Origin of the sequence: Mesorhizobium sp. Ca11, assembly GCF_020165275.1 — a bacterium.
GTDB lineage: Bacteria > Pseudomonadota > Alphaproteobacteria > Rhizobiales > Rhizobiaceae > Mesorhizobium.
In genome coordinates this window covers 330,541-356,201 of record NZ_JAIUHU010000006.1, presented here as the reverse complement: position 1 = coordinate 356,201, position 25,661 = coordinate 330,541, and the positions used below count along the sequence as shown (strand labels likewise).

The following is a 25,661-nucleotide window of genomic DNA, read 5'->3' as shown; positions in this document are numbered from 1 at the left end:
AACGGACGGCCCCGTTCGTATTCCTTTTGTGGGGACAGCATGTGCAACGACTATGAGCAGCATGTCGCTTGGGCCGAATATTGCCGGATGATGGCTTCGCTGGCGCTGAAGATCCCGGCTCATCAAACTGAACTCGATCTTCCCCAAGCTGATGATATCCGCATCAATGATCCGGCGCCGATTATGCTCGCTGCCGAAGACGGAGTTGAACTTGCGTCGATGACGTTTGGGTTTCCGCCGGCCGGCCCGAAGGGAGGGCCAGTGTTCAACTTCAGATCGGAAGGACGTCGTTTCGCCGACAGCAAACGCTGTCTGGTCCCGGCCTCGGCGTTCTTCGAATTCACTGGCACCAAATACCCGAAGGCGAAACACCGCTTCACTCTGAACAGCGCTCCTTTCCTGGCTATCGCCGGGCTCTGGCGGGAAGCGGCCGGCAACAAGCCGCCCACCTTCACCATGTTGACGACCGATCCCGGGCCGGATGTCTCGCCATATCACAATCGCCAGGTGGTCATTCTTCAGCCCGAAAACTGGTCAGCGTGGCTTGATTTGTCGAGACCGGAGAGAGAGTTGTTGCGACCCTTGCCGGCGGGATCGTTGTCCGTTGAAACGGTACGGCCAGAGCGCGCCTGAGTTCAGTTGCGGAGAGGCTCCGGCACACTGAGCGGTCCAATCTCGAAAATTCGCTGATAGACGCCCTTGCGGCGCCAGGCGCCACGTGCGCGTCCATTCTCCCTGTCGCGCTTGGGATCGAACATGATCCCGCCGAAGTGGTCAAGGAATGCGGCGGCGGCATTGCGATCAGCGAAACAATGCAGTCGCCATTGCTCCTGCTTGCCGTCTTCCCAGATCGCGATCACGGATCGCGTCCGGCAAGATAGCCCTTGCTCCTCAACAAACCGCCGGATCAGCGTGAAATTGTGTGCCGTGCACATGTCGTCGGGCAGCGCCACCTGGTGCGGCATATCGCGATCGATCATCGTTGGCGGCGGAATGCTACGGCTGCGGGCAGCCATTAATTGCTCAATTTCCGTCGCCTGGTTTCGAAGGCTTGCTGCAAATCGATGTCGGTCTGGTCGCGCATCGCATCGGAAAGCGATATCGCCAGGTCAAGGCTGTCGGGATAGATCGCCATGATCCAAGCGGCCGTCAGCTCTGTAATCGCCTGCTTCTGGCTGACATCTGACAGTCCACGCAGGTGCTTTGCCATCTTTTGAGCTGCTCGGTGGATGGCAGGCAGTTCGCGCCTGACGGTCGCGTAGATTTCGGGCTGCTCGGTTTCGGTCGCACGCATCGGTTTCATGGTTCTGTCTCCTTTCGCAAAGGAGTGAACGAAAAGAGAACAAAGAGTCAAGACGCACCTTGACTGGATGGGAATATGTTCCTCTTTTCAGAGGATGCCGGAACAACCCGAAAAGTGGCCACGAGGCCAGGCTTGGACGCTGATGCATGCCCATGAGGCAGGGCAGATCGCGCGCATCTCCTGCGGCCATTGCCACATCACACGACATTACAAACCGATCGAGCTGCGCCAAGTGATCGGCAATGTCACCATAAACCAGGTGCGAGAAAAGGTACGTTGTCAGGCCTGCGGCAAGCGGGAGTGGATGTCGGCGGAACTCTTCCATCCCTACGGACAGGAGCTTGTGAGCATCCGTTTCCGGCGCCTAAAGGAAATACGATGGGAACGGCGTGTGATTTGGCGCGACGAGTAAAGTCTATTTGAGAACCGTCAAATTATGAAACGCTTCGAAATGACCCGGGAAATTGCGTGCCAGATACCGCACCACCCTGGAATTATCCATCAGCCGGTCCAAATAGCGGCAGGCGGCGACGAGTTCCAGGCTCGCTGGTCCGCGCCGGTCGAGCGCATTCAAAAATGCGCGGCTAAGATTGGCCAACTCGGACTCAATTTCTGCCCTCCGGTCTTCGGGAAGGCTGGCGAGCTCGGGTTGCGGACGGAAATCTTCAACCAGGAGCGACCGTTGCGTGAGGGCGACGAGCATCTTCACGTAGTTGAGACTGACCGGCCCCCTGGCAATCATCAAGCGCGCAATCTCTATTTGCCGGACCGGAAGCACCGTCCGCAGCAATGCGAAAAGCCCCGCGGGCCCGGTGCAGTCCCTCAGCAGACTGAGGACCTCCGGGCAGATCTCGCCGGCTGAAATCGGATTGGCGTCGGCGGAGATGGGTTGCGATGAGGTCTGCGCAGGCGGCGAGCCGCTGATTCTCCGCGCCAATGTATTTGGCATCGTAGCAAGGCCTTCGGATGCCAACAGGTCGCGGAACTGCCCGTCGCCTGCTATCAGGCGTACCGCCACGGCGATCCTGTCCAAACGTTGCTCCAGTTTTTCCACCTCTGCGATGAAGGCATGCTTGCGCCTGCACTCGGCGTCGTAAATCCTAAGGAACTCGGGAGTGGAACGGCGCATCTTCGGGCGTAGCTGATCGGAGGCCAACGCGCCGGCATGTCGGCGGCCGTTGTTGAGGAGAATCTTGTGGGCAGCTTCCCGGCTCAGCCGCTTCGACCTCATGTTGCGCTCTCGACAGCGACCCGCTCCGCCAGAGCAAGCAGCGGGATCAATGTGGGGAAAACATAGGAATCCAGAAGCGCTCCGTTGTTGGCGTGCAGATCACGTTTCCCGGCGATCTCACGGGCCGGTGCAATCAGGTAGTCTCGAATGGTGAGGTCGCCGGGATTCATCCGGATCAGGACATAGATGTCCGGCAATGGTTGCCGATCAGCCTTCACAAACCATCGTGGATAACCGAAGTAGGAGGTTCTGCAGCGCGCTATTGCGATCGCCACGGTGATCTCCTCGTTGATCTGGACGACGCCTGTCCCTGCTTCATAGGCCGCAACCGCGCCCCGCGCTTCAACTGCGGCCAAGAACTCCTGAATCGCCTGCAGCCTCATAGTATCCAGTCGTCGGTTGACGTGGATGTAGCGGTAGTTCTTGGGCGCCTGGTATCCGATCAGCTCATAGGCTTTGACGAGGGTCCCAAAGCGCCACGAGTATCGTTGGGCCGGCGGGCAATCGGGTGCGGCGTCGATGATGAAGGTGGATAGGGCACCGCGGCGTGCCAGCAGCGCCTCGAGGGCGTCCAACATCTCCTGATCGGACATGTGGCGGTGGATAGTCTTGAGCAAAATCTGCGCGCGTCTGAATAGCTTGCGATCGACGATCGGCTCCAGGACGTTCTCCACGCGAAGCCACTGTTCGGGAGGATTGTGGACCCGATGGCTCTTCAGCCTGGTCGAGCCCCTGTTCCAGACGCTGTTGCCAATGTAGTTCTCGTTGGTCAGCAGCGAGTGGACAGATTCTCTCGTCCAGGGGCGCTCCAGGTCGGTCAGCAGGCCGCGCTTGTTGAGCGTTCGGGCAATCTCCAGCTGTGACTTTTGTGTTCTGACAAAGTGGTTGAAGATCCATCGTACAGTCGCGACCTCGTCAGGCGGTCCGTGGATCAGAACGATGCGATCCGTCTGCAGGTTCTTGTACTCGTAGGACGAAAGGATGCCTTTGGGACGCCCATGTTGATCGACAAGCAGTCGCCGCAGGCCAAACCCTGCCTTGCCGCCTTGTCGAAAACCCATCCGGATTAGCCTCGCCTGGCCAATGAAGACTTTCTGCGACAGCATTCTACTGTGCTCAGCAGCCATGCTGCGCTTGATCGCCTTGAGCACATCGGATCCAATGCTGCCGTCATTTGCGAACTGTTCAGCGCAGAACTCGATCCGCACACCTGCCATCTGACATCGATACTCGTATGCGGCGCTCTCATCGATATTCTGGAATCGTCCCCATCGGCTTACGTCGTACACCACGACGGTCTCGAAATCGGCTCTCCCGATTTCGACATCGGCCAGCAACTGCTGAAGGCCGGGGCGGCCTTCGAGGTTGAGCCCACTGCGGCCCGCGTCCTCGTAGGTGGCGACGATGTCGTAGCCCATGAGGTCCGCATAGTCGCGGATGGCATCCCGCTGATTTTCGATCGAGTAGGCCTGATACTCAGTCGACATGCGCAGGTATTGCGCGGCGCGAACCCTTCGCCTCCCCGCAGGCGGATTGCCACCCTCTGCAAACTTGTCCATTGCCTTGCACCTTGGTGCCGGCAATTTAAACTAGCGGTCGATCGCCCTCCAGCAAGGGAAACTGAGATGCAGCAATATCTCGGGCTGATCCATCAGGAAGGCGCCAGCGATTACGGCGTGTCATTTCCCGACTTTCCCGGGCTGATCACGGCCGGCGCCACTGTTGACGAGGCGCGCGAGCTCGCCGAGGAAGCCCTGGCCTTTCACGTCGCAGGAATGATCGAGGACGGCATAGCGGTTCCGCAACCTACGTCGCTCCAGCACATCGAGGCAGATCCGGACCATCGCAGCCAAGCTTTCGTATTGGTGCGCTTGAAGATCGACTGAACGCGCGGCTGGTCACCATCGCCCGCATAACTTTCCCATTTGGCAACCATGGCGTTCAACCGGCGGGAAACTGTGATTCACTTCGTGAGCGGGGTCTGCCGCCGTTCCGCCGCAATGCGACCGCACTCGGAATTTTGTTCGCCCCAGCCTGTCAGTCCTCGGGGCTTCAGAGGAGTTCGAGTGATGTTTATCAAGAAGGCCATTCTCGCGGTGGTGATGACCGCGGCGCTCGCCGGCTGCGAGACGCAAACCGAAGGCCAGCAGCGGGCCACCACCGGCGCATTGCTCGGCGGCGCCGGCGGCGCGCTCGTCGGCCAGGCGATTGGCGGCAACACCAAGAGCACCGTGATCGGTGCGGCCAGCGGCGCTCTGCTCGGCGCGGTGGTTGGGTCAGCGACCACGCCGCAGCGCCGCGGCGATCAGCTCTGCCGGTACCAGGACCGCTACGGCCGCATCTACACCGCGCCCTGCGACGACCGGTACTACAACGGCAATTATTGATTATCTGGATTCTTCCCGCTGACTTCGAACGGCGGGAGGAAGTCCACCCGAATGCCGGCCTTGATCATTCAGCGGGGCTCGGCTTCAGCACCGGCTTCTTCCTCCGGGCGAACCAGCGCAGGACCGTGCGGCCGAGTTGCTGGCCAGGCATTTCGATGACCCTGTAGGTGACGAAGGACAGAAGGCAGACCACCGGCAGCACGATCGCCAGCACGATGGCGAAGCGCAGCGGGGCGTCCATCTCCTGGCCGTAGCGGGCAATGACGAATGCCGCGACCGGCTGCAGCACCAAAAGGTGGATGAGATAGATGCTGTAGGACAGCTCGCCCAGAACATGAAAGACACCGCCGCCCAGCGCCACGGCGACCTTTTTCGCCACCGTGCCCGCCACGCCTGGCAGCATCCGGTAGAGGACAAGGGCAAAGAAGCCCAGCACCAGCGCTTCACGTATCAGGAATTTCGAAAGCCCGTAGCCGTCGCCAAAGGGAATCGCAGCAAGCCCCATGGCCAGGGCCAGATGCAGCAGTGGCCTCGGTTGGCTTTGTGCCAGGATGCCCGCCAGCAGCATGCCGCAAAGAAACACCTGGATCTTCAGCGGCAGGAAGGACGGCATCGGGAAATGGATCGACAGCGACTTGAGGATCATCACAGCCAGGCCGCCGATCGCCGCCACGAGTATGGCGCTCCATATCCAGTCGAAGCGGCGCACCAAAAGCATCAGCGCCGGGAAGACTGCGTAGAACTGCATTTCCAGGCCAAGACTCCAGTCTGGCAGCGGCGTCCGGTAGGCGAGATTCGGAGAAAGGCCGAACAGGAATGTCAGGTGGGCGACGATGTTCTTCAGGCTGCCGTCGAGAAAGCGTTCGGGCGCCTGGGGCGAGCGCTGCAGGAAGGCATCGATGACCGTCCTTGACTCATAGAGATACGGCCCGAGCGCCAGCGCGAAGAGCAACATGACGTAGAACAGCGGCGCAATGCGAAAATAGCGCCGCGTCCAGAATTTCAGCCAGGTTTCAGGCCTTTGCCAAGGCTCCTTGTCCTGGCGCAGCTGATAGTGGAACACCATCAGGAAACCGGAAAGCATGATGAAAAGATCGACGCCGAGCGCAGGGTCGCCAAGCACCGGAAGATGCCAGCCAGTCAGGAGCAGGCAGTGTCCGACCAGCACCCACAATGCTGCGGCTGCGCGAAGACCGTCCAGGCATTCGATGCGCGATGACGCGGTAAAGCTATTATTCATGCTGCAATGCAGCATGGCGAGCGAGCCACGAATGTCAACCCGCGATGTGACCAGAACAAGCCGGCGGCAACGGCTGGGTTGGCGCTCTACAACAATCTCGTTGCGAGACGGGAATTGGCCGGACGCCCGCTCGGACGTTCGATGCTAAGGCCGAAGCGCTGCGGCTTCACGCCGAGATAAGCCACTCGCTGCTGGATATCGTCCTGGATGGCGGACATATGGTGCATCAAAGCAAGCCGCAGGCGGTTCTAGCCACAATTGATAAGATTGCGGCTCTCGCGAGCGTTGCCGACCCTGTCTTTGGAACCACTCGATGATGCGACAGCTCCAAGCGCGCACCGTCGGGTTTCGATCGGTGGCGGCTGCGAGCCCACAGGGGCGGCCGCCAAATAGGTAGTGAAGATATTTTTTTGCGTATTTTGTAATGACGTGCTCGCGAACCCAGAGTTGTGGCAGCCTGGGTTTTCGCTGCCATGAGATCAGTGTGGATTGCCGGCTTTTGGACGGTAGCAGCAGCACTGCTTTGCAAGGGGGTACTTCGGGCTGCTTATGGGCTGAGATACCAAGGACCGCGCGTTGGCCAGCCGGGCGCACAGGCCGAGATAACGCTTCTAAAGACCTCCTGGCTCGTCCCCATTGATCGTAAGATCAGCTCTGCGAGAGCTATTGCCAGTCCTCCAGGCCGCCTCGCGCTATGGCTGAAGAAGTGCGCCACCATATTGCGCCCAAAGGTGTTCGCAGTCCCATGTCCTCAAGCTTGGCGCTCCTGGTTCCCCATATAAGACCATTGCACCGCGAACGTCGTATCCAAGCACCGAGGCATTGGCGACGAACTGGATGGCGCGCCCTAAGCTGATGGCGCCGATCCGGACTTCAATTTTGCTGGTGAGGTCGATCACTCCGAAGATTTCCGCATCCGTGGCTCTGCCGGCCAAAACAGCCATCGAGATCGCATCGTCCAGGGCAAGGAGCATCGCGTGAGTCCCCGTAAGCAGCGCTTGCTAACTTCGATAAGCGAAATTGGTTCCGCGTCCTGCATGAACCTGAGATCAACCTTCAGTTTCCGTCGCCTGGTGGATATCCGGTAGGGGAGCGAGTGATCTAGCGCTATGAGTAAATGAACAGCGGGAGTGGCGGCGACACTCTGCTCGGTGGGCCAGGACGAGTCGGCGCCTAACAGTCAAGGACGCGGCTCAGCGTTATCGCGGAGAACGCTTTTTACCCGTGTCCTTCGCCGGCTTAACTCCCCGGCTTGCGGCCAAGATTTGCTAGCCGGGTATCATTTGACGCCGGCGTCGGCAACGGTCTTGGACGCCGACAGGCTTGCTTACAACAACGTCCGAACACCATAAAAGGTGACCAGGTCTCGCGGGCTACGCCATCCTCGCTGTGGGAATATCGTGAAGCATTTCAGGCTTCAAATGGGTGTATCGTTTCAACATCTTCCAGTCCTTGTGTCCGGTAACCAGTGCTACTTGTTCAATCGTGAAACCCGCCTCGAAAAGGCGGCTTGTGCCCTCATGACGCAAGTCGTGGAAATGGAGGTCGTGGATGCCCAGGACAGCGCATCCCCGACGGAAGGCGGTCCCGACTGATTTGTGATTGAATGGGAAAATTCGATTACCGTCATTGCTTCGCTTTGAGCGCTGTTCCTCAATGATGGCCCACGCATCGTATCCAGTTGCCGCGAGCAGAGGGATGCGCTGATTGTTGCCTTTCTTGTTGCGTGGGTCTTTCCGGTCGCGGATGAGAAGCATTCGCGTGCGATTCTCCACGTCGGACCAACGAACCTTGCAAATCTCCTCCTGACGCATCGCGGTTGCAACGGCGAACCGTATGATCTGGCCGACCGGCGCTATCTGGAGAGGGTTTGAATCGAAGTGAGCGATTAGCCTGTCGAGTTCATCCTGGGTAGGCCGCCTGTCGCGCTCACATCCCTTGCCGACAAGGCCGAGGCGCTTAAGTGCGATCCGCGCGAGATCCACAGGCTCGACCTTGACCGGTAGCCCGTGGACCGCCGCAGCATGAGACAGGACAAGTTTTATAAAGCCGATATCAATGCTGAGAGTCATCGGTCCAGCACCTTGCGCGGCCCGGTCACGACCAAAACGAATAAGCCGTTCACGATCGAGCGCAGCGACGTGGCACTTCCCCAAATCTCTTTTCAGCATCGCAAGGGCCGCAGCCTTGGAGCGGCGAGGGGACTTGCCTACATCGCACATGTCCTCGATATGAAGGTCTATGAGTTCGCCGAAAGTTTTCAGGCGCGCTATACGGGACTTGGTCGGCGTCTCACCGCGATCAACTTGGCGCTCGGTTTCGGTGGCCCAGCGGCGTGCGTCGTCTCTCCGCAGGAACGTCTCGCTGGCGTAGCGACCTTTGCGACGGACTTGCACACGCCAGGAACCGGACGAGAGCTTTGTGTAGGTCGCCATTTTTCGTGTGCGCTCCGTGTGCAATGAGAGGTCGAAACGTGGCGAAAAGGGTCGTATTCTGGCGTAAATTCGTGTGCACTCGGCACCATCTAACGATTTGATACTAAAGAAAAAATGCTGAAAAATCAAGAGCATAGAATAGCCATTGCGCCCATGATGGACTGGACGGACCGGCATTGCCGGTTCTTCCACCGTCAGCTGACGCGCCGCGCGCTGCTTTACACCGAGATGGTGGTGGCGGATGCGGTCATACATGGCGCGCGCGAAAGACTGCTCGGCTTCGACGCTGTCGAGCATCCGGTTGCGCTGCAACTTGGCGGATCGGATCCCGCAAAGCTCGCCGAGGCAGCGCGGATCGGCGAAGCCTTCGGCTATGACGAGATCAACCTCAATGTCGGCTGTCCGTCCGATCGCGTCCAGTCGGGGACGTTCGGCGCCTGCCTGATGAAGACGCCGGTTTTGGTCGCCGAGTGCGTCGCGGCGATGAAGGCCGCGGTGAAAGTCCCCGTCACGGTCAAATGCCGCATCGGCGTCGACGATCAAGACCCAGAGCCTGCGCTCGACATGCTCGCCGACGGCGTGCTCGCCGCCGGCGCCGACGCGCTCTGGGTGCACGCCCGCAAGGCTTGGCTGGAAGGGCTGAGCCCCAAGGAAAACCGCGAGATCCCGCCGCTCGATTACCCGCGCGTCTATCGGCTGAAGGCCAGAAAGCCGGACGAATTCATCGGCATCAACGGCGGCATCCAGTCGCTCGCCGAGGCGTCGGCGCATCTTTCCAATGTCGACGGCGTGATGCTCGGCCGCGCGGCCTATCATACGCCGGGGATCCTGACCGGCATCGATGCCGCCTTCTATGGCGAGACGCCTGCCGCCTTCGATTATTCGGCGCTGATCGATGCCATGGCCGGCTATGCCGCGCGCCATGTCGAGCGGGGCGGGCGACTGGGCCACATTACCCGCCATATGGTCGGACTGTTCCACGGCTTGCCCGGCGCGCGCCGCTTCCGGCAGATCCTCTCCACCGACGCGAACAAACCCGGCGCCGGGCCGGAGGTGCTGAAGACCGCGTTTTTGGCAATCGATTTCGCGGCGGCAGAAGCCGAGGCGGCCTGACTGTCGGCTAATGCGTGTCGCGCCGCATACTGCCGCGCGACACGCATCAGTCCCGCAGGATCATGCGGTCGCCGCGCACGTCGAAGCCCGACAATGAGCCGATGAAGTTCATGCCGAGCAGGCTTTGGTCAAGCATGCCGGGCGCGGCGACCATCACCGACATGTCCTTGCGCACGATGCCGCCGATCGCTACCTCGTCGGTCCTGACCGTCGCAGCGCGCGCCCTGCCATTGGCCGTGGCGACATCCACGCTGTAGCTGAGCGCCGCCGGGTTGAAGCCCGCGGCTTGAGCATCTTCGGATGTCAGCACCGTGCTGGTCGCGCCGGTGTCGACCACGGCGCGCACCGGCGTGCCGTTGACCAGGATGCGGGCTTCGAAATGGCCGTTGTCGGCTTTGTCGAGCGTGACGGTCGGGCGGCCATTCTCCACGCCTAAAGCCAACGGACTGCCCGGGACAAAGCCGGCGGTGACGCGGCTCGCCACATCCTGCAACTCGTAGCGATACTGGTAGCCGGCGATCAGCACGAGCACGAATGCCGCCCAGACGCCCAGATTGCGCGCCATGCCGCCCAGCGGTCGGCCGGAGCGGAGCAGGCTCGCACCGATCACCATCACCAGGACGCCGACCCAGATAAGCCGGCCGAAATCATTGTTGTTCATGCCGAAAGTGCGGCCGGCCGAATTGTTGAGCATAAGCAGCACGACCCCGACGCCGATCACCGCCATGACGATCCAGAACAACCGGTTCATCGGTTTCTTCTCACAGAACGCCGCGCTCGCGCGCCATGCGGGTACGCCGGGTTTCGCGGCGCGGCCGCCGCTCGACCGTTTTGAGCCGCGCGGGCAGTTCGGCCATCACCGCCCGGCGCGTTTCAGGGGTCATCGCGAGCCAGGCGGAAATCTCGTCGCGTGTGCGGCCGCAACCAAAGCAGAAGCCGGTTTTCATATCGATCGAACAGACCAGGATGCAGGGAGATTCGATGGCGGTCATGCTGTTCTCTTGCCTTTATTCCACATGGTGCAACCGCCGGAGCAATGCAAGCCCTCCGCATTGCGCCGCAAGGCGACGCGTTCGCGGCATCGCCAGGCAGTTGTGCCGGATGGAGAAGGCGGCTATGCCGCCTGCGACTTCCGCAACGAACTGCGACCGACATAATGCCTGCTAAGCCTTTCGACGATTTCCGAAACCTTCTGGCGGCCCTGCCGCTGGCCGACGATGCGGCGAGCGCCCGCGTCCGGGCGCTTTTCGCCAAAGCCGAAAAGCCGAAGGAATCGCTCGGCCGCGTCGAGGACGTCGCGGCCTGGCTTGCTGCCTGGAGCGGGCGCGCGCCGCCGGCGATCAATCGGCCTCTGGTGGCGATCTTCGCCGGCAATCACGGCGCCGTCAGGCACGGCATCTCGCCGCGGCCGGTGGCGGCGACCGCAAATGAAGTCGAACTCTGCGCCGCTGGCGGGGCCGCGATCAACCAGGTCTGCATCGCCAACGATCTCGGCCTGAAAGTCTTCGACCTCGCCTTGGATATCCCCACGGGCGACATCACCGAGGAGGCCGCGCTCGATGAACGCGGCTGCGCCGCAACCATGGCCTTCGGCATGGAAGCGGTCGCCGGTGGCGCCGACCTCCTTTGCCTGGGCGATCTCGGGGTCGGCAATTCGACGATCGCCGCCACGCTTTGCGCCGCCCTGTTCGGCGGCGAAGGAGCCGACTGGGTCGGGTCGGGTTCGGGCGCCAATGCGGCGATGATCGCACGCAAGGCCGAGGTCGTCGATCGGGCGCTGGCATTCCATGGCCCGGGTCTGGGCGATCCGCTCGAGGTTTTGCGCAGGGTCGGGGGGCGCGAATTCGCGGCTATCTGCGGCGCCATTCTCGCGGCGCGCGTGGAGAAGATTCCCGTCCTGCTCGACGGATTCGCGGCAACAGCGGCGGCCGCCGTCCTTTATGCCGCCAATCCAGGCTCGCTCGATCATTGCCTGCTTGCCGGCCTGACGCCGGAGCCAGGCCACGCCAAGGCGGCCGAAAGGCTCGGATTGCGGCCGCTGCTTGATTTCGGGATCAGCCATGGCCAAGGGGTAGGGGCTGCTCTCGCCGCCGGTATCGTCAAGGCCGCGGCACTGACCAGCTCGGGCATGGCGCTGGCTGTGCGGCTTTAGCGCGCGGCGAATCAGCGGCGTCCGCGCGCGGCGACCGTCTTGGTCGGCAAGGCCGGCAATTCCTCCATCACCCGGCTCAACGGGAAGATGGCGATCGCCTCGGTGCCTTCGCGCAGCTTGGAATGAAGCTCGAACTCGCCGCCATGCATGGCAAGCAGCCCCTGCACGATCGGCAGGCCGAGGCCGGTCCCCTGCTCGGCGCTCTTGATGGCGATCGAGCCTTGGCCGAAGGCGGAAAGCACCACCGGGATTTCTTCTTCCGGTATGCCCGGGCCGTTGTCCTTGACCGAGATGTACTGGCCGCCGCCGGCCGTCCAGCCGACACGCACGCGCACTTCGCCGCCGGATGGGGTGAACTTGATCGAATTGGACAGAAGATTGAGCGTGATCTGCCTGACGGCGCGCTCGTCGGCGAAGAGACGCGGCAAGGTCTCCTCGAACTCCTGGATGATACGGATGTCCTTGTTGCGGGCGCGCAGCTCCATCATATGGCAGCAGTCCTCGACGATGGTCACCAGCACGACCGGCTCCTCGTTGAGCTGGTAGCGGCCGGCCTCGATGCGCGACAGGTCGAGGATCTCGTTGATCAGGTCGAGCAGGTGCTGGCCGGACTCGTGCACGTCATGGGCATAGTCGCGGTAGGTCGGATTGTTCATCGGCCCCAGCACTTCATTGGCCATCACTTCGGAGAAGCCAAGGATGGCGTTGAGCGGCGTCCTGAGCTCGTGGCTCATCGAGGCGAGGAAACGCGATTTCGCCAGATTGGCGTCCTCGGCCCGCCGCCTCGCCTCGTCCGACATCGATTTCGCCGTCTCCAGCTCGGCGATCAGCGCGTCCTTCTCCGAGCGGAAGGACAGCACCATCAACGAAGCCTGGTTGAGATGACGCGCGACGTAACCGAAGAAGGGAAGCGCTGCGATGAGCAAGGCCGCCATCGTGGCTTCGATCGGCGTCCACAGGCGCATGACGGTGTAGACATAAACGGCAACGGGAATGGCAAAGGTCGCGAACAGCGCGCCGCCAAGCGAGGAGGCCATCACGGCGGTCGTCGCCATTGCGATCAGCAGCACCATGGCCTTGGCCACATGGAACTGGTCGATCTGGCATGTGGCGCAGCCGAACCAGGCGAACCACGCCCACCCAAGGCCGCAGAGGAAATGGCCGATCAGGAAGTCGCGACGTGTCTGCACCGGGTCGAGTTCGGCCGCCTCGGTCCGCTCCACGCGACGCGCCATGAAAGCGACGATCGTGTAGCAAAGCAGCGTCGACAGGGCCCAGATGGCGATCTGGCTGTCCAGGCCCGCCAGCCGGCCGATGGCTGCCACGGCGAGCACGAGCAAGGGGATCGCGACCGCGCTGACCACCATGGCGCGCGCATGCAGCTTCAGCAGTTCACGGTCGAAATCGAGGCTGCCCGCCTGCTGCGAAAGGCGGTCGCGCGTCTTGCGCACCGCGCGCGCCACATCGCTGTTGCGGTGCGGTTTACGGCGGTCCACAATAAACTTATCCGCTGTGTTCGAGCGTTGCAAAGGCATACAGACTTCAATTTCTGCGCGCAGCGACTTCCGGTTCGTTAAGCTACGTTCGAATGATTAAGAGACTGTTTGCCATATGAGCCGTTTCGGGCCGCGAGGACCGCGCCGACGCTATGTGGCGAGCCCGCCGCGGAGCCACTGGCGCAAGCTGTTGGACTATGGGCTGGCCTTCCTGTTGCTCGGGTTGCTCATCCTGGTGGCGGCGCGGCTCGATCGGTTCGAGACAAGCAGGGAGCAAGGCACGGCAATCATCAATGACGGCGATTCGATCACGCTCGGGACCGCGCGCATCCGCATGCGCGGCATCGACGCTCCGGAATATCAGCAGACCTGCCGAAAGGCGGGCGCCGACTATCCCTGCGGCAAGCTGGCGCGGCAATCGCTGGTGCGGCTGATCGCCGGCAGGCCTGTTGTCTGCAGCGGCTGGCAGCGCGACCGCTATGGTCGCCTGCTCGGCGATTGCAAGGCAGGCGATACCGACCTAAACCAGGCCCAGGTGCAGGCCGGATGGGCGGTTGCCTTCGGCGATTTCGAGACCCAGGAAGCGGCGGCGAGAGCGGCCAAGGCCGGCATCTGGGCAGGCACCTTCGCGGAGCCGCAGGACTGGCGCGACAGCCATCACGGTGCGCCGGTGGAACGAAAGCATGGCACGCTGGCCTCGTTCGGCGATGCGTTGCGCGAATTTGTTCGCTTCTGGTGATGGGCGGGCCCGCGCCTTATGATCCGGTGGAGAAGCTGGAGGATGGAATGAAGCTGTTCGATGGCGGCCGCGCCCCCAATCCCCGGCGCGTGCGCGTCTTCCTCGCCGAGAAGGGGCTGACGGTGCCGCTGGTGCCTGTCGACATGGGCGCGCTGGAGCATCGCGGCGAGCAGGTGGCTAAGCGCAATCCGCTGCGGCGCCTGCCAGTGCTCGAGCTCGACGACGGCACCATCATCAGCGAATCGATCGCCATTTGCCGCTATTTCGAGGAATTGCATCCCGAGCCCGCTTTGTTCGGCACGGGCGCGCTCGGCAAGGCCGTGGTCGAGATGTGGCAAAGACGCTTGGAATTGAACCTGATGAGCAGCGTCGCCGCCGCTTTCCGGCACATCCATCCGGCGATGAAGGAATGGGAAGTGCCGCAAGTTCCGGAATGGGGCGAGGCCAACAAACCGAAGGCGATCGAATTCCTGCACCTGCTCGACGACGAACTGGCGGATCGCGAATTCGCCGCCGGCGATGCTTATTCGGTCGCCGACATCACCGGCATGATCGCCATCGACTTCATGAAACCAGCGCGTATCAAGGTGCCGGAAGAGTGCACGAACGTACTGCGCTGGTATGCGGCACTTGCAAGCCGGCCGAGCGCGACGGCCTGAGCGACAGAAATTGGATAATCCGCCCGATACGAGACAACCGCTGCAGCGCCTCACCGAAAGGGTGCGGGCCTGCCGCATCTGCGTCGACCAGCCGCTTGGCCGGCCTTTGCCGCATGCGCCGCGGCCGGTGCTGCGGCCGTCCTCCACAGCGCAGGTCCTGCTTGCCGGCCAGGCGCCGGGCACCAAGGTGCATGTCTCGGGCATGCCGTTCACCGACGCTTCGGGAGACCGGCTGAGAGATTGGCTCGGTGTCAGCAGCAACGAGTTCTACGACACAGAAAAGTTCGCCATCGTGCCGATGGGCTTTTGCTTTCCCGGACAGGATGCCAAGGGCGGCGACCTGCCGCCGCGTCGCGAATGCGCGCCGGCCTGGCGCCCGGAGCTGATGGCGCTGATGCCGCAGATCGACCTTGTGCTGACCATCGGCAGTTATGCGCAGGCATGGCATATGGGCACGACGCGGCTGCCGTCACTGACCGAGACGGTCAGGAACTGGCGCGCCATATGGGATCGACCGTCGCTGCCGAAAGTGCTGCCGCTGCCGCATCCGTCGTGGCGGAACACCGGCTGGCTGAAGAAGAATCCCTGGTTTGAAATGGATTTGCTGCCCTTCCTGAGGGCGGAAATCCGCTATCGCATTGATTAGGCATTCTGCAAGAAATCGCTCGCATTTACCGCCATCGGCAGAATTTCTTTCTTGTGAAAGGCTCCGGTAAAAGGGATTATAGCCAAACTATTCCCTGGAGCCTCCCATGGATCGCCTCGATAGAAAAATTCTCCGCCTTTTGCAGGAGGACGCGACGCTCGCGGTCGCCGATGTCGCCAAGAAAGTCGGCTTGTCGACCACGCCATGCTGGCGGCGCATCCAGAAGCTCGAGGAGGAGGGCGTCATCAAGCGGCGCGTCGCCATCCTCGACCATGAGAAGGTCAATGTGCGCGTCACCGTCTTCGTGTCGATCCGCACCAACTCGCACAGCCATGAATGGCTGCGGCGCTTCTCCGAGGTCATCCAGGAATTCCCGGAAGTGGTCGAGTTCTACCGCATGAGCGGCGACGTCGATTACTTGCTGCGCGTGGTGGTGCCCGACATCGCCGCTTACGATGCCTTCTACAAGCGGCTGATTGCCAAGATCGAGATCCGTGACGTCTCGTCGTCCTTCGCCATGGAGCAGATCAAGTACACGACGGAAATTCCGCTCGATTACATGGTGCTGGACAAGGAATCGGGCGCGAACGCGGCGTGACGCTGGTTGCGCCGATCGGCCCTAATTCTTCTTTTTGTTCAGAAAATTCCACGGCGAGTTGACCGGCAGGGTGACCGTGTCCGGCACGCTGTCGACGCTCGCCACCTCGGCCTTTCGCACCGTGTAGCCCGACTGGACCATCGAGACGCCGTCGAGGATGAACAACTGGCTTTTCTCCATGCCGGGCTTCAGCACGCCGGTGACTGCGACCGGCTCGTAGGCCTCTTTCATCTTGTAGGGATGCGCCGGCGTCACCAGCACGATCTGATTGGGCGGCGGCGTCGGCATGTGGCTGCAGGCGCCCGTCCACGGCACCAGCAAGAACTGGTAGACGAGGTCGCCGTCACGATCGACCGGCAATGCATATCCGGCTAATTGTATCGTCTTGTCCTGCAGATTGAGCGACAAGGTCTCGCCATGGTCAGGCAGTTTTGCCGCGATCATCGGCAGGTTCGCGTCTTCGGCTATCGCTTGCGTCGCGGGGCGCAGATCCTTCCAGACAATATGCGCGACATCGGCCGCGGCATCGGCTCCAGTGGCTGCGAGGAGGAGCGCAGCCGCCAGCGCCGCGCATGACTTGAAACGCTTGCTCATGATCGCTCCATCCTCCGCCAGTCCATTTGCTGAATCGAGTAAAAGCGTCGTGACCGGTCCGGGCTCACCGACCCAGCCGCATCACATGCCGTCGCGTACCGGCGGTGCCGGTCTCATGGAAGCCCCTTGTAGTAAACATGTCGCGAAATCCCATGAAGCGGTAGCTCGGGGCGGCCTCGTCGACGGGATAGGCCTCGATTGTATGTGCGCCTTTGCTGAAGGCATGGTCGATCGCAGCGTCAAGCAAAGCGGAGGCCAGCCCGCCGCCGCGCAGGGCCCTGGGCACATAGAAGCAGACGATCGACCAGATGCCGGTTTCGGTGTCGTCCTGCTGCTTTGAAAGTTTCCGGTAGGTCTCACGTGGCGCGACCGAGCACCAGCCGACCGGCCTGCCGTCCATCTCAGCGATGATGCCGACCGGGGTGCCTTTGTCGATGAGCGCCATCATCATGCGCTTCTTCTCATCGTTCTGAATGTGTTCGCGGGTGGAATGGCGCCAGGCCATGCACCAGCAATATTTCGGTGCGCCGGGCTGCTCGAACAGGTTTTCGAAGTCGGCACGTGTCTCTGGCGTCACCCCGACGAACCGAATCCCGGCAAGGTCATGCTTTTGCGGCTGCGAGCCTTTCGAGCTGTCTGGCATCCGTCAGTTCCTTCACCGCATCCTTGCCGATCCAGCGCGCCGTCTTGTCCGGCGATGCCGCTAATCTTTCCGCCAGCGCAAGGGCAGGGGCGTGCAGGCTCATCGACCGTTTGCCGATTTGCCGCAGCGCCCAATTGACCGCCTTGCGGACGAAATTGCGCGGATCGCCGGCATGCTTCTCGATCAGTGGCAGATAGGCCAGGAAGGTCGCGTCCGGCTCTTTTTTGAGATGCACCGCGCTCCAGGCCAACATGGCAAAGGCGGTGCGGCGAACGAATTCGCGTTCGTCTCCAGCGAACTCGTCGATCAATTCGCGCCAGAACGGTGTTTCGGCAAACAGGTCCGCAACGGTGTCGACGATCTCCCAGCTGTCGAAATCCGCGGCCCAGCGCCGGCATTGATCGATATCGACCTTCTTCGGCTCACCGGTGAAGGCGGCCATCAGCCGCGCTTCGCGGATGCCGCTGTTCCAGAGCTGCAGCGACCGCTCGTGGTTCTTCTTCAGCTTGCGCGCCAGCGGCCGCAATTGTGAATTGCCGACACCGAGCGCGCTGGCGGTGTTGATGCCGAAGCGCGTCATGCCCGCCCGGTTGTCCTCGGTGCCGACCGAACGCAAATGAGCGACGATGTCGTCGGCGCTCCAGCTCGGGTCGGGCAGGGGCATTCTCGCCTATCTTTCCAGGCGCGCCAGCAGCGAGGACGTGTCCCAGCGCTTGCCGCCCATGTCCTGCACATCCTTGTAGAACTGGTCGACCAATGCCGTCACCGGCAGCTTGGCGCCGTTGCGATTGGCCTCCGCCAGGCAGATGCCAAGATCCTTGCGCATCCAATCGACGGCAAAGCCGAAATCGTATTTGCCGGCATTCATTGTCTTGTGGCGGTTTTCCATCTGCCAGGAGCCGGCAGCACCCTTGGAGATCACCTCGACGACCTTCTCGATGTCGAGGCCAGCCTTCTTGCCGAAATGGATGCCTTCGGCCAGGCCCTGGACGAGGCCCGCGATGCAGATCTGGTTGATCATCTTTGTGAGCTGGCCAGCGCCGGCTGACCCCATCAGGCCGACCATGCGGGCATAGGCGTCGATGACGGGCCTTGCCTTGTCGAAGGCGGTCTGCTCGCCGCCGACCATGACGGTCAGCACACCGTTCTCGGCGCCGGCCTGGCCGCCTGACACCGGCGCGTCGAGGAAGGAGAAGCCCGCCTTGCGCGCGACGTCGTCAAGCTCGCGCGCGACCTCGGCAGACGCGGTGGTGTTGTCGATGAAGACGGCGCCCTTCTTCATAGCGGCGAAGGCGCCGTCCGCACCTGTGGTCACCGAGCGCAGATCATCGTCATTGCCGACGCAGGAGAAGACGAAGTCCTTGCCCGCGGCCGCATCGGCCGGCGTCAGCGCCAGTTTGCCGCCATGCTGGGCCACCCACTGCTCGGCCCTTGCCTTGGTGCGGTTGTAGACGGTGACGTCATGGCCACCCTTGTTCCTAAGGTGCCCGGCCATCGGGTAGCCCATGACGCCAAGACCGAGAAATGCAACCGATGCCATAGACCTGCCTTCCAACAAAACACAGTTTCCAGTGGCGGAAGGTCTAGGCCATGCGAAAAATTCGTCAAGGCACGCAGCGCTGCATCGACTGGTGCAGGCGGCCGGGCCGCAATCTATCGATGCAGATGGACGGTGATGCGGCGCTCGATCCATTCGACGCCGTGGCGCAGGATCTCGACCATCACCAGATAGACGATCGCCACCCAGATATAGGCCTGGATGTCGAAGGATTTCGCGTAGGCGAGCTTGGCGTTGCCCATCAGGTCGTAGACGGTGATGATGGCGACGATCGCGGAGGCCTTGATCATCAGGATGAGCTCGTTGCCATAGGGCCTGAGCGCGACAATGATCGCCTGGGGCATGATCACCTTGCGCAGCGTCTGCAATTTGTGCAGTCCGAGCGAGGCCGCACCTTCCCATTGGCCGCGCGTCACGCTTTCAATGGCGCCGCGCAGGATTTCGGCCTGATAGGCGGCGGTGTTGAGCGAGAAGGCAAAGACGCCGCAATAGAAGGCCTCGCGGAAGAACCACCACAGCCCGACCGTCTCAAGCTCAGGCCGGAACGAGCCGATGCCGTAATAGACCAGGTAGGTCTGCACGAGCAGCGGCGTGCCGCGGAAGAAATAGACGTAGCAATAGGCAAGCGCGGACAGGGTCGGGTTCTTCGACATGCGGCCATAGGCGACCGGCAGCGACAGGAGCGCGCCAACGACCATCGAAATGCTCACCAGCGATAGGGTGGTCCCCAGGCCCTGCAGATAGGCGGGAGCATATCTGGCGAAGAATTCGGCGTTCCAGGCATACACCAGATAGCCGACGATGCCGGCGCCGAACAGCATCCAGATGCCGACCAGCGCGTAGCCGAGGATGCGGACCCGCGGCCAGCCGCGCGCTTGCGGCGGCGGCTTGTCGATGACGATGGCCTGGCTGACGCTCATTGCGCTTCCCTCCGTCCGAGGTAGCGCAGGATGTAGCTAGTGGCGATCGACGACAGGACGGCCAGCGCCAGGAAGATCAGCGCCGCGACGCTGTAAAAGAGGAAGGAATGCTTGGTGACGCGCGCCGCCACGCCGGACTGGCGCAGGGTCTCCGCGAGATTGACGACCGAAACCAGCGAGGTGTCCTTGAGCAGGCTCAGCCAACAATTTTCGAGACCCGGAAAAGCGATGCGTATCAGCTGCGGCAGGATCACCAGCCGCATTGTCTGCCATTTCGACAGGCCAATGGCGTAGCCACCCTCATATTGGCCTTTCGGAATGGCGCGGAACGCGGAGAGGAAGACCTCGCTGGCGTAAGAGGAGAAGATCAGCGCCAGCACGATCATGCCGGCGACGAAGCTGTTGACGTCGATAGTTGCGTCCGGATTGAACAGCCGGACGAGATATTGCAGCAGAAGCGGCATGCCGAAGAAGAACAGGAACAGCGTCACCAGTTCCGGCAGCCCGCGAAAGACCGTGGTGTAGATGTTGCCGGCAAGGCGCAGCGACGGCTCTTCATGCTGCTTGGCAAAGGCGACGAAAAAGCCGATCACTAGGCCGATTGGCAGTGTGGCGAGCGCCAGCGCGATGGTGACCAGAACGCCAGAGGCAATGTCGTCACTCCAGCCCTCCGGTCCCCAGCTGAGAAGTGTCCAAATGCTTTGGGCCGGCATTGACGGGTCGTGTCTCCGTGGCGATCCCGGAAGGATTTAAGGGCGGCGAGGGATGCCTCACCGCCCTTGGCTTATCGATCAGGACTCGGCGCCATAGACGTCGAACTTGAAGTATTTGTCGTTGATTTCCTTGTACTTTCCGTTCTTTCGGATGGTGTCGATCGCTTCATTCAGCTTGTTGACCAGATCGGTCTCGCCCTTGCGCACGGCGATGCCGGCGCCCGGTCCGAAGATTTCGACCGGCTGCGGCGAGGGCTGGCCGAGGATCTTGCAGCAGGCGCCGTCCGGCGAATCCAGCCACTGCTGCAACACAACGATGTCGTCCTCGATCGCATCGAGACGGCCATTGGCGAGGTCAGCCTGTTCCTCGGGGCTGCTCGGATAGCCCTTGATGGTGCTGTCCGTGTAGGTCTTCGAAGCATAGTTGTAGTGCGTGGTGGTGGTGGCGACGCCGATGGTCTTGCCGGCGAGGTCTTCCTTGGTCACGCCTTTGAGTGGTGAATCCTTCGGCACGGCGATGGCCGACGGGGTGTTGTAGTATTTGTGGGTGAAGTCGACCTTTTCCTGACGCTCGGGCGTGATCGACATCGAGGCGACGATGGCGTCGAACTTGCCGGCCTGGAGCGCCGGGATGATGCCGTCCCAATCCTGCGCGACGAAGGTGCATTTCACCTTCATCTCGTCACAGAGCGCCTTGGCGATATCGATGTCGAAGCCGACCAGCTGGCCGTCCGAAGTCAGGTTGTTGAAGGGCGGGTACGCGCCTTCGGTGCCGATCCTCAGGGTCTTTTCCTGAGCCTGGGCGACGCCGAGTGTCAGCAGCGCGGCCGAAGCGGCGAGCGCGATACGCAGTGCAATACGCATGATAATCCTCTCATATTGTCATGGCCGCTGTCCCGTGCGGCTCTTGTGGGCGGTGCTTTCTTGACCGCCCGCTGAGGCGGATACTCCCACTCTTTGCGAGAAAAAAGCAACTGCAAATCAACGGCAAACGACAATCAGGATGTGCCGCTGCGTTACTTGGTCTGAGCCACGAGACCTGTGCTGCGCTCGATGAAGTCGGCTATCGATTTCGTGTCGTCGAGGTCGAAAACCGGCAGGTCTTCGCCTTCGACCGTGAAGTCGGCGGCGACCGCGACGATGTTGGGATCGTTGGCCGAAAGCGGCGTCCGATCCTTGGCTTCAAGCCGCCTTGCCTCGATCTTCTTATGCGCCTCGCGCTTGTAGCCTTCGACCAGCACGATGTCCGAGGGCGACAGCCGCGCCAGAATGTCGTCCAGCGTCGGCTCGTTCTCCTCGCGCAATTCGTGCATCAGCGCCCAGCGCCGGCCGGAGACGATGGCGACTTCCGTCGCGCCCGCCTGGCGGTGGCGGAAGGAGTCGGCGCCCGGCTTGTCGATGTCGAAGTCATGGTGCGCGTGCTTCACCGTCGACACCGTCCAGCCGCGCGCCACCAGCTCTGTGACCAGCTTTTCCGTCAGGGTCGTCTTGCCGGAGTTCTTCCAGCCGGTGATGCCGAATACGCGTCTCATGGCCCGAGGCTTTGCAACAGACGCTCCGCCGCCGCAAGGTCGTCCGGTGTGTTGATGTTGAAGAACGGATCGATCTTTTGGCCGCGGGCCTCGATCATCGGGAACTCAACCTCGACATGGCCGTGCCGCTCCATAAACGCGGAAACCCGCCGGTTGTCCTCATCGACCAGGAAATGGCGCAGGGCGTCGCGCAGGCCGAGCGGCCAGAGCGCGAAGGTCGGGTGCCATCTGCCGTCGGAGTTGGCGACGGCGATCGTGCCGGGCCGATCGGGCGCTGCCAGCACCAGGCGCTCGACGAGGTTGTCGGGAAAGAACGGCGTGTCACCGGCGGCGCTCACCAGCCACCGGCAGCTTGTTTGCTTTGCCGCCCATTCGATGCCGGTGAGAATGCCTGCGAGCGGGCCGGCATGGCCCGGCACCGTATCTTGGATGACCGGCAGACCCATGCCGGCAAATCGCGCCGGATCGCCGTTCGCGTTGAGTCCCAGTGTGGCGACCTGCGGCCTCAGTCGCGCGGCGACCCGATCGATCAGCCTGGCTTTGCCCAATGAAAGGAGCGGCTTGTCGCCGCCGCCCATCCGGCGCGACTGGCCTCCGGCCAGAATGATCCCCGCAACAGTTCGGTCCATCGTGCCTATATGCCGTCCGGTGCCATGTCGGGTCCAGCGCTTTCGGCGGCAGGTTGCCGCCGGCCGACGACGCGCTCGCGGTAGAGCGCATAGAGGCCCGAGCCGATGATGATGGCGGCGCCGACGGTCATCGGCGCATCGGGGATATCGCCGAAAATGACGAGGCCGAGCAGGATCGACCAGAGCAGCGCCGTGTAGCGGAAAGGCGCGATGAAGGAGATGTCGCCCGAGCGCATCGCCATGATGATGAACTGATAGCCGATCAGCACCAGCACCGCCGCCAAGGCCAGAAGCGTGGTCGCCCGGCCGCTCATCGGCGTCCAGCCGCCCATCGGCGACAAAAGCAGCGCGCCCAGCACCGTCATGGCAAGCGCGGTCGCCGTCGACACCAGCATGGTCGGGATCGCCTCGGGGATCCGCTTGGTGGCGAGATCGCGCACCGCGCAGCAGGCGACGCTGGTCAATGCCAGCAGCGAGTAGACGCTGAAGCCCTCGAAGCCCGGCCGCACGATGATCAGCACGCCGGTGAAGCCGATGGCAATGGCAAGCCAGCGCCGCCAGCCGACGCCTTCGCCGAAGAACAGCGCCGCGCCCATGGTCACCGCCAGCGGGAGCGCCTGCAGCACGGCCGAGACGTTGGCGATCGGCAAATGCGCAAGCGCGATCAGAAACGATACCGTGGCGCCGGCTTCGCCCGCGACGCGCGTCGCCACCATCGGCTGCAGCATGGCCGCCGGATTGGCAAGCGCGCCGCGCCGCCAGGCGAGCAGGCCGACGAACAAGGACGCGAAGGCGCCCCGCACCAGCATGACCTGCGCCATGTTCATCGATTCCGACGAGAATTTGGTGATCGCGTCGTTCAAGGTGAAGCCGACCATGGCCACGATCATGAACAGCGCGCCGCGCAGATTTGGCGAGAGAGGCAAGGGCGTTTCCGGACTATTTTAATTCAGCCGTCTAGCAGGCAGCCGGAAAACAGCAACGGCAAAGAAATGGGCCACGAATTTCTGCGTGGCCCGTGAGATCGATTTGCCGAGCTTTGGAAGGCTTACTTCGGCGTCAGCACCTCGGTGCCGTTGCCGTTCTGGCCAGCGATGGTCCAGAGCCCGTGCAGTGAGCCGTCCTTCTCGATCTTGTAGACGACGAGACCGATCTCCTTGCCCATCGCGTAGCCGGCGGAAAATGCATTGTCGTTACGCATGCAGATGCCGTCCGAGGTCGAGCCGCCGGTTTCCCAGTGGATGGTGCAGGTCGTGTCGCTGGTCAGCGTGATGGTTGCCTCGCCGTCATATTTCGAGCCGTCGAAATTGGTGCCGGCGACGGTGTAGGTGCCGCCGATCGACTGAGCCGCGGCCGATACGGAAGCAATCCCAAGCATTGCTAGTGAAAGCATGAATGTGCGCATGTGCACTCCCCCTAGAGCGATAATCGCGCGCGAAGGCTAGGCTGGAAAAGGCCGGCGGTAAATCGGCCGGAAGGCGACGCAAGCGCTTTATTTTCAGTGCGGCCAGGCTGACCTCAAGGGCCGCGCAGGGTCTTGGCGATGGAGCCGACCAAAGGGTCGTATTTTGACTTGAGCGCGGCAGGGTATTCGATCCAGACGGTGCGAATGACGTCGTCCTTTCCGAACAGGCGCCGTTCGTAAAAAATGTTGCCGTCCTTGGTGCCGGAGAGCACCGCCCAATTCTTGCCGGTCTTGCTGTAGGTGATCTTGTAACCCGGTTCGGTGCTGGCTTTCTCCTGGACGACGAAACCTTGCGGCGTGTCGTTGTCGATGTTGTAGATGCCGGAACAGGTCAGGCTGGCGCCGTCGGCGCTAAGCCATTGCTGTCCGTCGCCATTTTCCGGCTCGGGCATCGGCTTGTTGAAGATATCGTCGGGAAAAGTGCAGGACTGGCCGAACCGCGCATTCACGTAGGTGAAGGGCTTGGCCGTCGCGGTCGCCGCCATGATTGTCGACAGGGACAAGATGGCCACCGACGACCAGCCGATGCGCTGCGGACGTTTCATGATCCTCCCTTTGGTCGATGACCGAAGGTGATCCTGCACCAAATCGCAGAAAAAATCAGCCGCCGGTGACGCTCATATGCCGAGATACCGATGGGCGGCTGGTGCGGCGGTCGATGACGAAATCATGGCCCTTGGGCTTGCGGCCGATGGCCTCGTCGATCGCCTCGCCGAGCAACTCGTTGCCTTCGGTGGCGCGCAACGGCGCCCTGAGGTCGGCGGCGTCCTCCTGGCCAAGGCACATATAGAGCGTGCCGGTGCAGGTCAGCCGCACGCGGTTGCAGCTTTCGCAGAAATTATGCGTCATCGGCGTGATGAAGCCGAGCCGACCGCCGGTCTCCGTGACATGGACATACCGGGCCGGGCCGCCGGTCTTGTAAGGAATATCGGAGAGCGTGAACTGGCGCTCCAGCGAGGCGCGCAGCAGCGACAGCGGCAGATACTGGTCGGTGCGGTCGGCCTCGATCTCGCCCATCGGCATCGTCTCGATGAGGGTGAGATCCATGCCGCGGCCATGCGCCCAGCGCATCAGCTCGGGGATTTCGGCATCGTTGAAGTCGCGCAGCGCAACCGCATTGAGCTTAATCTTCAACCCGGCCTTCTGTGCGGCATCGATGCCCTCCATCACCTTGCCGAGATTGCCCCAGCGGGTGATCTGGTGGAATTTCTCGGCATCGAGCGTGTCGAGCGAGACGTTGATGCGCTTGACGCCGCAATCGGCGAGCTCAGCGGCGAAGCGCGACAGCTGCGAGCCGTTGGTGGTCAGCGTCAGCTCTTCCAGGGCGCCGCTCTCCAGATGCCGCGACAGCTGGCGCACCAGATGCATGATGTTCTTGCGAACCAGCGGCTCGCCGCCGGTCAGCCTGAGCTTCCTAACGCCCTTTTCGATGAAAACGGTGCAGAGCCGGTCAAGCTCCTCGAGCGACAACAGATCCTTCTTGGGCAAGAAGGTCATGTCCTCGGCCATGCAATAGGTACAGCGAAAATCGCAGCGGTCGGTGACCGACACGCGCAGATAGCTGATGGTGCGACCGAAGGGGTCGATCATGTCCATTTGCAAACGTTT

General features: G+C 62.1%; 33 protein-coding genes. 10 read left to right on the top strand and 23 right to left on the bottom strand.

All coding sequences use genetic code 11. The features are described from left to right. Positions 1–39: 39 nt before the first annotated feature. Entirely contained in the window at positions 40–633 is a 594-nt protein-coding gene (locus LB538_RS14010; protein WP_224532278.1) for an SOS response-associated peptidase, read from the top strand. A 2-nt stretch (positions 634–635) separates the two neighbouring features. Here the strand turns inward: LB538_RS14010 and LB538_RS14005 are convergent, their stop codons facing one another. Further along, a complete protein-coding gene (locus tag LB538_RS14005) occupies positions 636–1,016 on the bottom strand; it encodes a hypothetical protein (protein WP_224532277.1) in 381 nt (126 codons plus the stop codon). Further along, the gene (locus LB538_RS14000) at positions 1,016–1,294 is read right to left on the bottom strand and encodes a hypothetical protein (RefSeq protein WP_224532276.1); all 279 of its coding nucleotides are present in this window, start codon (positions 1,292–1,294) and stop codon (positions 1,016–1,018) included. Before LB538_RS14000 ends, LB538_RS14005 begins: the two co-directional genes overlap by 1 nt. Positions 1,295–1,445: 151 nt before the next feature. Here LB538_RS14000 and LB538_RS13995 point away from each other — a divergent pair, with 151 nt between their 5' ends. Further along, a complete protein-coding gene (locus LB538_RS13995; protein ID WP_224532275.1) occupies positions 1,446–1,715 on the top strand; it encodes a hypothetical protein in 270 nt (89 codons plus the stop codon). Positions 1,716–1,718: 3 nt separating this feature from the next. On the opposite strand, the gene LB538_RS13990 is transcribed toward LB538_RS13995, so the two are convergent. Next, positions 1,719–2,534, bottom strand: coding sequence for a plasmid partitioning protein RepB C-terminal domain-containing protein (locus LB538_RS13990; protein WP_224532274.1), 816 nt, complete (start codon positions 2,532–2,534; stop codon positions 1,719–1,721). After that, complete coding sequence (locus tag LB538_RS13985) at positions 2,531–4,093, bottom strand: recombinase family protein (RefSeq protein WP_224532273.1); 1,563 nt, start codon at positions 4,091–4,093, stop codon at positions 2,531–2,533. The genes LB538_RS13990 and LB538_RS13985 overlap by 4 nt, the downstream gene beginning before the upstream one ends. A 66-nt stretch (positions 4,094–4,159) precedes the next feature. On the opposite strand from LB538_RS13985, the gene LB538_RS13980 reads away from it, so the two are divergent. Continuing rightward, positions 4,160–4,420 carry a type II toxin-antitoxin system HicB family antitoxin gene (locus tag LB538_RS13980; RefSeq protein WP_224532272.1) on the top strand — a complete coding sequence of 87 codons (261 nt, stop codon included), beginning with the start codon at positions 4,160–4,162 and terminating at the stop codon, positions 4,418–4,420. Between the two features lie 183 nt (positions 4,421–4,603). After that, a complete protein-coding gene (locus tag LB538_RS13975; RefSeq protein ID WP_224516903.1) occupies positions 4,604–4,921 on the top strand; it encodes a YMGG-like glycine zipper-containing protein in 318 nt (105 codons plus the stop codon). Positions 4,922–4,985: 64 nt separating this feature from the next. Here LB538_RS13975 and LB538_RS13970 read toward each other — a convergent pair whose 3' ends face one another. The 3 genes from LB538_RS13970 to LB538_RS13960 all read right to left on the bottom strand — a co-directional run bounded on the left by LB538_RS13970 (position 4,986) and on the right by LB538_RS13960 (position 8,596). Next, positions 4,986–6,161 carry an acyltransferase family protein gene (locus tag LB538_RS13970; protein ID WP_224532271.1) on the bottom strand — a complete coding sequence of 392 codons (1,176 nt, stop codon included), beginning with the start codon at positions 6,159–6,161 and terminating at the stop codon, positions 4,986–4,988. A gap of 692 nt (positions 6,162–6,853) precedes the next feature. Next, complete coding sequence (locus tag LB538_RS13965) at positions 6,854–7,135, bottom strand: hypothetical protein (protein ID WP_224532270.1); 282 nt, start codon at positions 7,133–7,135, stop codon at positions 6,854–6,856. Positions 7,136–7,534: 399 nt separating this feature from the next. Next, on the bottom strand, positions 7,535–8,596 hold the full coding sequence (locus LB538_RS13960) for a tyrosine-type recombinase/integrase (protein WP_224532269.1): 1,062 nt from the start codon (positions 8,594–8,596) through the stop codon (positions 7,535–7,537). A gap of 114 nt (positions 8,597–8,710) precedes the next feature. Here LB538_RS13960 and dusA point away from each other — a divergent pair, with 114 nt between their 5' ends. Continuing rightward, entirely contained in the window at positions 8,711–9,709 is a 999-nt protein-coding gene (gene dusA / locus LB538_RS13955; protein WP_224532268.1) for a tRNA dihydrouridine(20/20a) synthase DusA, read from the top strand. A 46-nt stretch (positions 9,710–9,755) separates the two neighbouring features. On the opposite strand, the gene LB538_RS13950 is transcribed toward dusA, so the two are convergent. Together LB538_RS13950 and LB538_RS13945 are read right to left on the bottom strand one after the other, a co-directional pair. Beyond that, on the bottom strand, positions 9,756–10,460 hold the full coding sequence (locus LB538_RS13950) for a TIGR02281 family clan AA aspartic protease (RefSeq protein ID WP_224532267.1): 705 nt from the start codon (positions 10,458–10,460) through the stop codon (positions 9,756–9,758). Positions 10,461–10,470: 10 nt separating this feature from the next. Further along, a complete protein-coding gene (locus LB538_RS13945; RefSeq protein WP_224532266.1) occupies positions 10,471–10,701 on the bottom strand; it encodes a DUF1289 domain-containing protein in 231 nt (76 codons plus the stop codon). A 164-nt stretch (positions 10,702–10,865) separates the two neighbouring features. Here LB538_RS13945 and LB538_RS13940 point away from each other — a divergent pair, with 164 nt between their 5' ends. Further along, complete coding sequence (locus tag LB538_RS13940; protein WP_263482493.1) at positions 10,866–11,861, top strand: nicotinate-nucleotide--dimethylbenzimidazole phosphoribosyltransferase; 996 nt, start codon at positions 10,866–10,868, stop codon at positions 11,859–11,861. 11 nt (positions 11,862–11,872) lie between these two features. Here LB538_RS13940 and LB538_RS13935 read toward each other — a convergent pair whose 3' ends face one another. Then, the gene (locus LB538_RS13935) at positions 11,873–13,396 is read right to left on the bottom strand and encodes a sensor histidine kinase (protein ID WP_095765389.1); all 1,524 of its coding nucleotides are present in this window, start codon (positions 13,394–13,396) and stop codon (positions 11,873–11,875) included. Positions 13,397–13,472: 76 nt separating this feature from the next. Between LB538_RS13935 and LB538_RS13930 the strand changes: the two genes are divergently transcribed. The 4 genes from LB538_RS13930 to LB538_RS13915 all read left to right on the top strand — a co-directional run bounded on the left by LB538_RS13930 (position 13,473) and on the right by LB538_RS13915 (position 15,999). After that, positions 13,473–14,096, top strand: a complete 624-nt coding sequence (locus LB538_RS13930) for a thermonuclease family protein (RefSeq protein ID WP_318011897.1) — start codon at positions 13,473–13,475, stop codon at positions 14,094–14,096. Positions 14,097–14,143: 47 nt separating this feature from the next. Further along, positions 14,144–14,755 (top strand): glutathione S-transferase, encoded by a 612-nt coding sequence (locus tag LB538_RS13925; protein ID WP_224532264.1) that lies wholly within the window; start codon positions 14,144–14,146, stop codon positions 14,753–14,755. Between the two features lie 10 nt (positions 14,756–14,765). Beyond that, positions 14,766–15,401, top strand: a complete 636-nt coding sequence (locus tag LB538_RS13920) for a uracil-DNA glycosylase family protein (RefSeq protein WP_224532263.1) — start codon at positions 14,766–14,768, stop codon at positions 15,399–15,401. A gap of 106 nt (positions 15,402–15,507) precedes the next feature. After that, a complete protein-coding gene (locus LB538_RS13915; RefSeq protein WP_006205209.1) occupies positions 15,508–15,999 on the top strand; it encodes an Lrp/AsnC family transcriptional regulator in 492 nt (163 codons plus the stop codon). A 21-nt stretch (positions 16,000–16,020) separates the two neighbouring features. On the opposite strand, the gene LB538_RS13910 is transcribed toward LB538_RS13915, so the two are convergent. From LB538_RS13910 to moaA, 13 genes are all read right to left on the bottom strand, one after another. Next, on the bottom strand, positions 16,021–16,593 hold the full coding sequence (locus LB538_RS13910) for a DUF3299 domain-containing protein (RefSeq protein ID WP_224532262.1): 573 nt from the start codon (positions 16,591–16,593) through the stop codon (positions 16,021–16,023). Between the two features lie 64 nt (positions 16,594–16,657). Beyond that, positions 16,658–17,236, bottom strand: a complete 579-nt coding sequence (locus LB538_RS13905) for a GNAT family N-acetyltransferase (RefSeq protein WP_224532261.1) — start codon at positions 17,234–17,236, stop codon at positions 16,658–16,660. Beyond that, positions 17,196–17,900, bottom strand: a complete 705-nt coding sequence (locus LB538_RS13900) for a DNA alkylation repair protein (protein WP_224532260.1) — start codon at positions 17,898–17,900, stop codon at positions 17,196–17,198. Before LB538_RS13900 ends, LB538_RS13905 begins: the two co-directional genes overlap by 41 nt. 6 nt (positions 17,901–17,906) lie before the next feature. Continuing rightward, positions 17,907–18,776, bottom strand: a complete 870-nt coding sequence (locus LB538_RS13895; protein ID WP_224532259.1) for an NAD(P)-dependent oxidoreductase — start codon at positions 18,774–18,776, stop codon at positions 17,907–17,909. Between the two features lie 113 nt (positions 18,777–18,889). Next, a complete protein-coding gene (locus tag LB538_RS13890; RefSeq protein ID WP_224532258.1) occupies positions 18,890–19,714 on the bottom strand; it encodes an ABC transporter permease in 825 nt (274 codons plus the stop codon). Beyond that, complete coding sequence (locus tag LB538_RS13885) at positions 19,711–20,427, bottom strand: ABC transporter permease (RefSeq protein ID WP_224532257.1); 717 nt, start codon at positions 20,425–20,427, stop codon at positions 19,711–19,713. Before LB538_RS13885 ends, LB538_RS13890 begins: the two co-directional genes overlap by 4 nt. 78 nt (positions 20,428–20,505) lie before the next feature. After that, positions 20,506–21,291, bottom strand: coding sequence for an ABC transporter substrate-binding protein (locus LB538_RS13880; RefSeq protein ID WP_095765397.1), 786 nt, complete (start codon positions 21,289–21,291; stop codon positions 20,506–20,508). Between the two features lie 152 nt (positions 21,292–21,443). Beyond that, positions 21,444–21,959: a molybdopterin-guanine dinucleotide biosynthesis protein B gene (mobB, locus tag LB538_RS13875; RefSeq protein ID WP_095765398.1), complete on the bottom strand. Its 516-nt coding sequence runs from the start codon at positions 21,957–21,959 to the stop codon at positions 21,444–21,446. Then, positions 21,956–22,588 (bottom strand): molybdenum cofactor guanylyltransferase MobA, encoded by a 633-nt coding sequence (mobA, locus tag LB538_RS13870; protein ID WP_224532256.1) that lies wholly within the window; start codon positions 22,586–22,588, stop codon positions 21,956–21,958. Before mobA ends, mobB begins: the two co-directional genes overlap by 4 nt. A 5-nt stretch (positions 22,589–22,593) precedes the next feature. Then, positions 22,594–23,514, bottom strand: a complete 921-nt coding sequence (locus tag LB538_RS13865) for a DMT family transporter (protein WP_224532255.1) — start codon at positions 23,512–23,514, stop codon at positions 22,594–22,596. A 122-nt stretch (positions 23,515–23,636) separates the two neighbouring features. Beyond that, positions 23,637–23,993, bottom strand: coding sequence for a hypothetical protein (locus tag LB538_RS13860; RefSeq protein WP_095765401.1), 357 nt, complete (start codon positions 23,991–23,993; stop codon positions 23,637–23,639). 113 nt (positions 23,994–24,106) lie between these two features. Continuing rightward, the gene (locus tag LB538_RS13855; RefSeq protein ID WP_224532254.1) at positions 24,107–24,598 is read right to left on the bottom strand and encodes a hypothetical protein; all 492 of its coding nucleotides are present in this window, start codon (positions 24,596–24,598) and stop codon (positions 24,107–24,109) included. 55 nt (positions 24,599–24,653) lie between these two features. Then, on the bottom strand, positions 24,654–25,649 hold the full coding sequence (gene moaA, locus LB538_RS13850) for a GTP 3',8-cyclase MoaA (protein ID WP_095765403.1): 996 nt from the start codon (positions 25,647–25,649) through the stop codon (positions 24,654–24,656). Between the last annotated feature and the right edge of the window lie 12 nt (positions 25,650–25,661).

What these genes read in the sequence shown, in the direction of transcription:
- LB538_RS13990 (WP_224532274.1), bottom strand. Translation starts at nt 2,534, where the DNA reads ATGAGGTCGAAGCGGCTGAGCCGGGAAGCTGCCCACAAGATTCTCCTC.
- LB538_RS13980 (WP_224532272.1), top strand. Translation starts at nt 4,160, where the DNA reads ATGCAGCAATATCTCGGGCTGATCCATCAGGAAGGCGCCAGCGATTAC.
- LB538_RS13885 (WP_224532257.1), bottom strand. Translation starts at nt 20,427, where the DNA reads ATGCCGGCCCAAAGCATTTGGACACTTCTCAGCTGGGGACCGGAGGGC.
- LB538_RS13855 (WP_224532254.1), bottom strand. Translation starts at nt 24,598, where the DNA reads ATGAAACGTCCGCAGCGCATCGGCTGGTCGTCGGTGGCCATCTTGTCC.
- LB538_RS13995 (WP_224532275.1), top strand. Translation starts at nt 1,446, where the DNA reads ATGCATGCCCATGAGGCAGGGCAGATCGCGCGCATCTCCTGCGGCCAT.
- LB538_RS14005 (WP_224532277.1), bottom strand. Translation starts at nt 1,016, where the DNA reads ATGGCTGCCCGCAGCCGTAGCATTCCGCCGCCAACGATGATCGATCGC.
- LB538_RS13880 (WP_095765397.1), bottom strand. Translation starts at nt 21,291, where the DNA reads ATGCGTATTGCACTGCGTATCGCGCTCGCCGCTTCGGCCGCGCTGCTG.
- LB538_RS13900 (WP_224532260.1), bottom strand. Translation starts at nt 17,900, where the DNA reads ATGCCCCTGCCCGACCCGAGCTGGAGCGCCGACGACATCGTCGCTCAT.
- mobA (WP_224532256.1), bottom strand. Translation starts at nt 22,588, where the DNA reads ATGGACCGAACTGTTGCGGGGATCATTCTGGCCGGAGGCCAGTCGCGC.
- LB538_RS13905 (WP_224532261.1), bottom strand. Translation starts at nt 17,236, where the DNA reads ATGCCAGACAGCTCGAAAGGCTCGCAGCCGCAAAAGCATGACCTTGCC.
- LB538_RS13950 (WP_224532267.1), bottom strand. Translation starts at nt 10,460, where the DNA reads ATGAACCGGTTGTTCTGGATCGTCATGGCGGTGATCGGCGTCGGGGTC.
- LB538_RS13975 (WP_224516903.1), top strand. Translation starts at nt 4,604, where the DNA reads ATGTTTATCAAGAAGGCCATTCTCGCGGTGGTGATGACCGCGGCGCTC.
- LB538_RS13860 (WP_095765401.1), bottom strand. Translation starts at nt 23,993, where the DNA reads ATGCGCACATTCATGCTTTCACTAGCAATGCTTGGGATTGCTTCCGTA.
- LB538_RS14010 (WP_224532278.1), top strand. Translation starts at nt 40, where the DNA reads ATGTGCAACGACTATGAGCAGCATGTCGCTTGGGCCGAATATTGCCGG.
- LB538_RS13985 (WP_224532273.1), bottom strand. Translation starts at nt 4,093, where the DNA reads ATGGACAAGTTTGCAGAGGGTGGCAATCCGCCTGCGGGGAGGCGAAGG.
- LB538_RS13945 (WP_224532266.1), bottom strand. Translation starts at nt 10,701, where the DNA reads ATGACCGCCATCGAATCTCCCTGCATCCTGGTCTGTTCGATCGATATG.
- LB538_RS13890 (WP_224532258.1), bottom strand. Translation starts at nt 19,714, where the DNA reads ATGAGCGTCAGCCAGGCCATCGTCATCGACAAGCCGCCGCCGCAAGCG.
- LB538_RS13910 (WP_224532262.1), bottom strand. Translation starts at nt 16,593, where the DNA reads ATGAGCAAGCGTTTCAAGTCATGCGCGGCGCTGGCGGCTGCGCTCCTC.
- LB538_RS13935 (WP_095765389.1), bottom strand. Translation starts at nt 13,396, where the DNA reads ATGCCTTTGCAACGCTCGAACACAGCGGATAAGTTTATTGTGGACCGC.
- LB538_RS13895 (WP_224532259.1), bottom strand. Translation starts at nt 18,776, where the DNA reads ATGGCATCGGTTGCATTTCTCGGTCTTGGCGTCATGGGCTACCCGATG.
- LB538_RS13915 (WP_006205209.1), top strand. Translation starts at nt 15,508, where the DNA reads ATGGATCGCCTCGATAGAAAAATTCTCCGCCTTTTGCAGGAGGACGCG.
- LB538_RS13970 (WP_224532271.1), bottom strand. Translation starts at nt 6,161, where the DNA reads ATGAATAATAGCTTTACCGCGTCATCGCGCATCGAATGCCTGGACGGT.
- LB538_RS14000 (WP_224532276.1), bottom strand. Translation starts at nt 1,294, where the DNA reads ATGCGTGCGACCGAAACCGAGCAGCCCGAAATCTACGCGACCGTCAGG.
- dusA (WP_224532268.1), top strand. Translation starts at nt 8,711, where the DNA reads ATGCTGAAAAATCAAGAGCATAGAATAGCCATTGCGCCCATGATGGAC.
- moaA (WP_095765403.1), bottom strand. Translation starts at nt 25,649, where the DNA reads ATGGACATGATCGACCCCTTCGGTCGCACCATCAGCTATCTGCGCGTG.
- LB538_RS13960 (WP_224532269.1), bottom strand. Translation starts at nt 8,596, where the DNA reads ATGGCGACCTACACAAAGCTCTCGTCCGGTTCCTGGCGTGTGCAAGTC.
- LB538_RS13930 (WP_318011897.1), top strand. Translation starts at nt 13,473, where the DNA reads ATGAGCCGTTTCGGGCCGCGAGGACCGCGCCGACGCTATGTGGCGAGC.
- LB538_RS13925 (WP_224532264.1), top strand. Translation starts at nt 14,144, where the DNA reads ATGAAGCTGTTCGATGGCGGCCGCGCCCCCAATCCCCGGCGCGTGCGC.
- LB538_RS13940 (WP_263482493.1), top strand. Translation starts at nt 10,866, where the DNA reads ATGCCTGCTAAGCCTTTCGACGATTTCCGAAACCTTCTGGCGGCCCTG.
- LB538_RS13965 (WP_224532270.1), bottom strand. Translation starts at nt 7,135, where the DNA reads ATGCTCCTTGCCCTGGACGATGCGATCTCGATGGCTGTTTTGGCCGGC.
- mobB (WP_095765398.1), bottom strand. Translation starts at nt 21,959, where the DNA reads ATGAGACGCGTATTCGGCATCACCGGCTGGAAGAACTCCGGCAAGACG.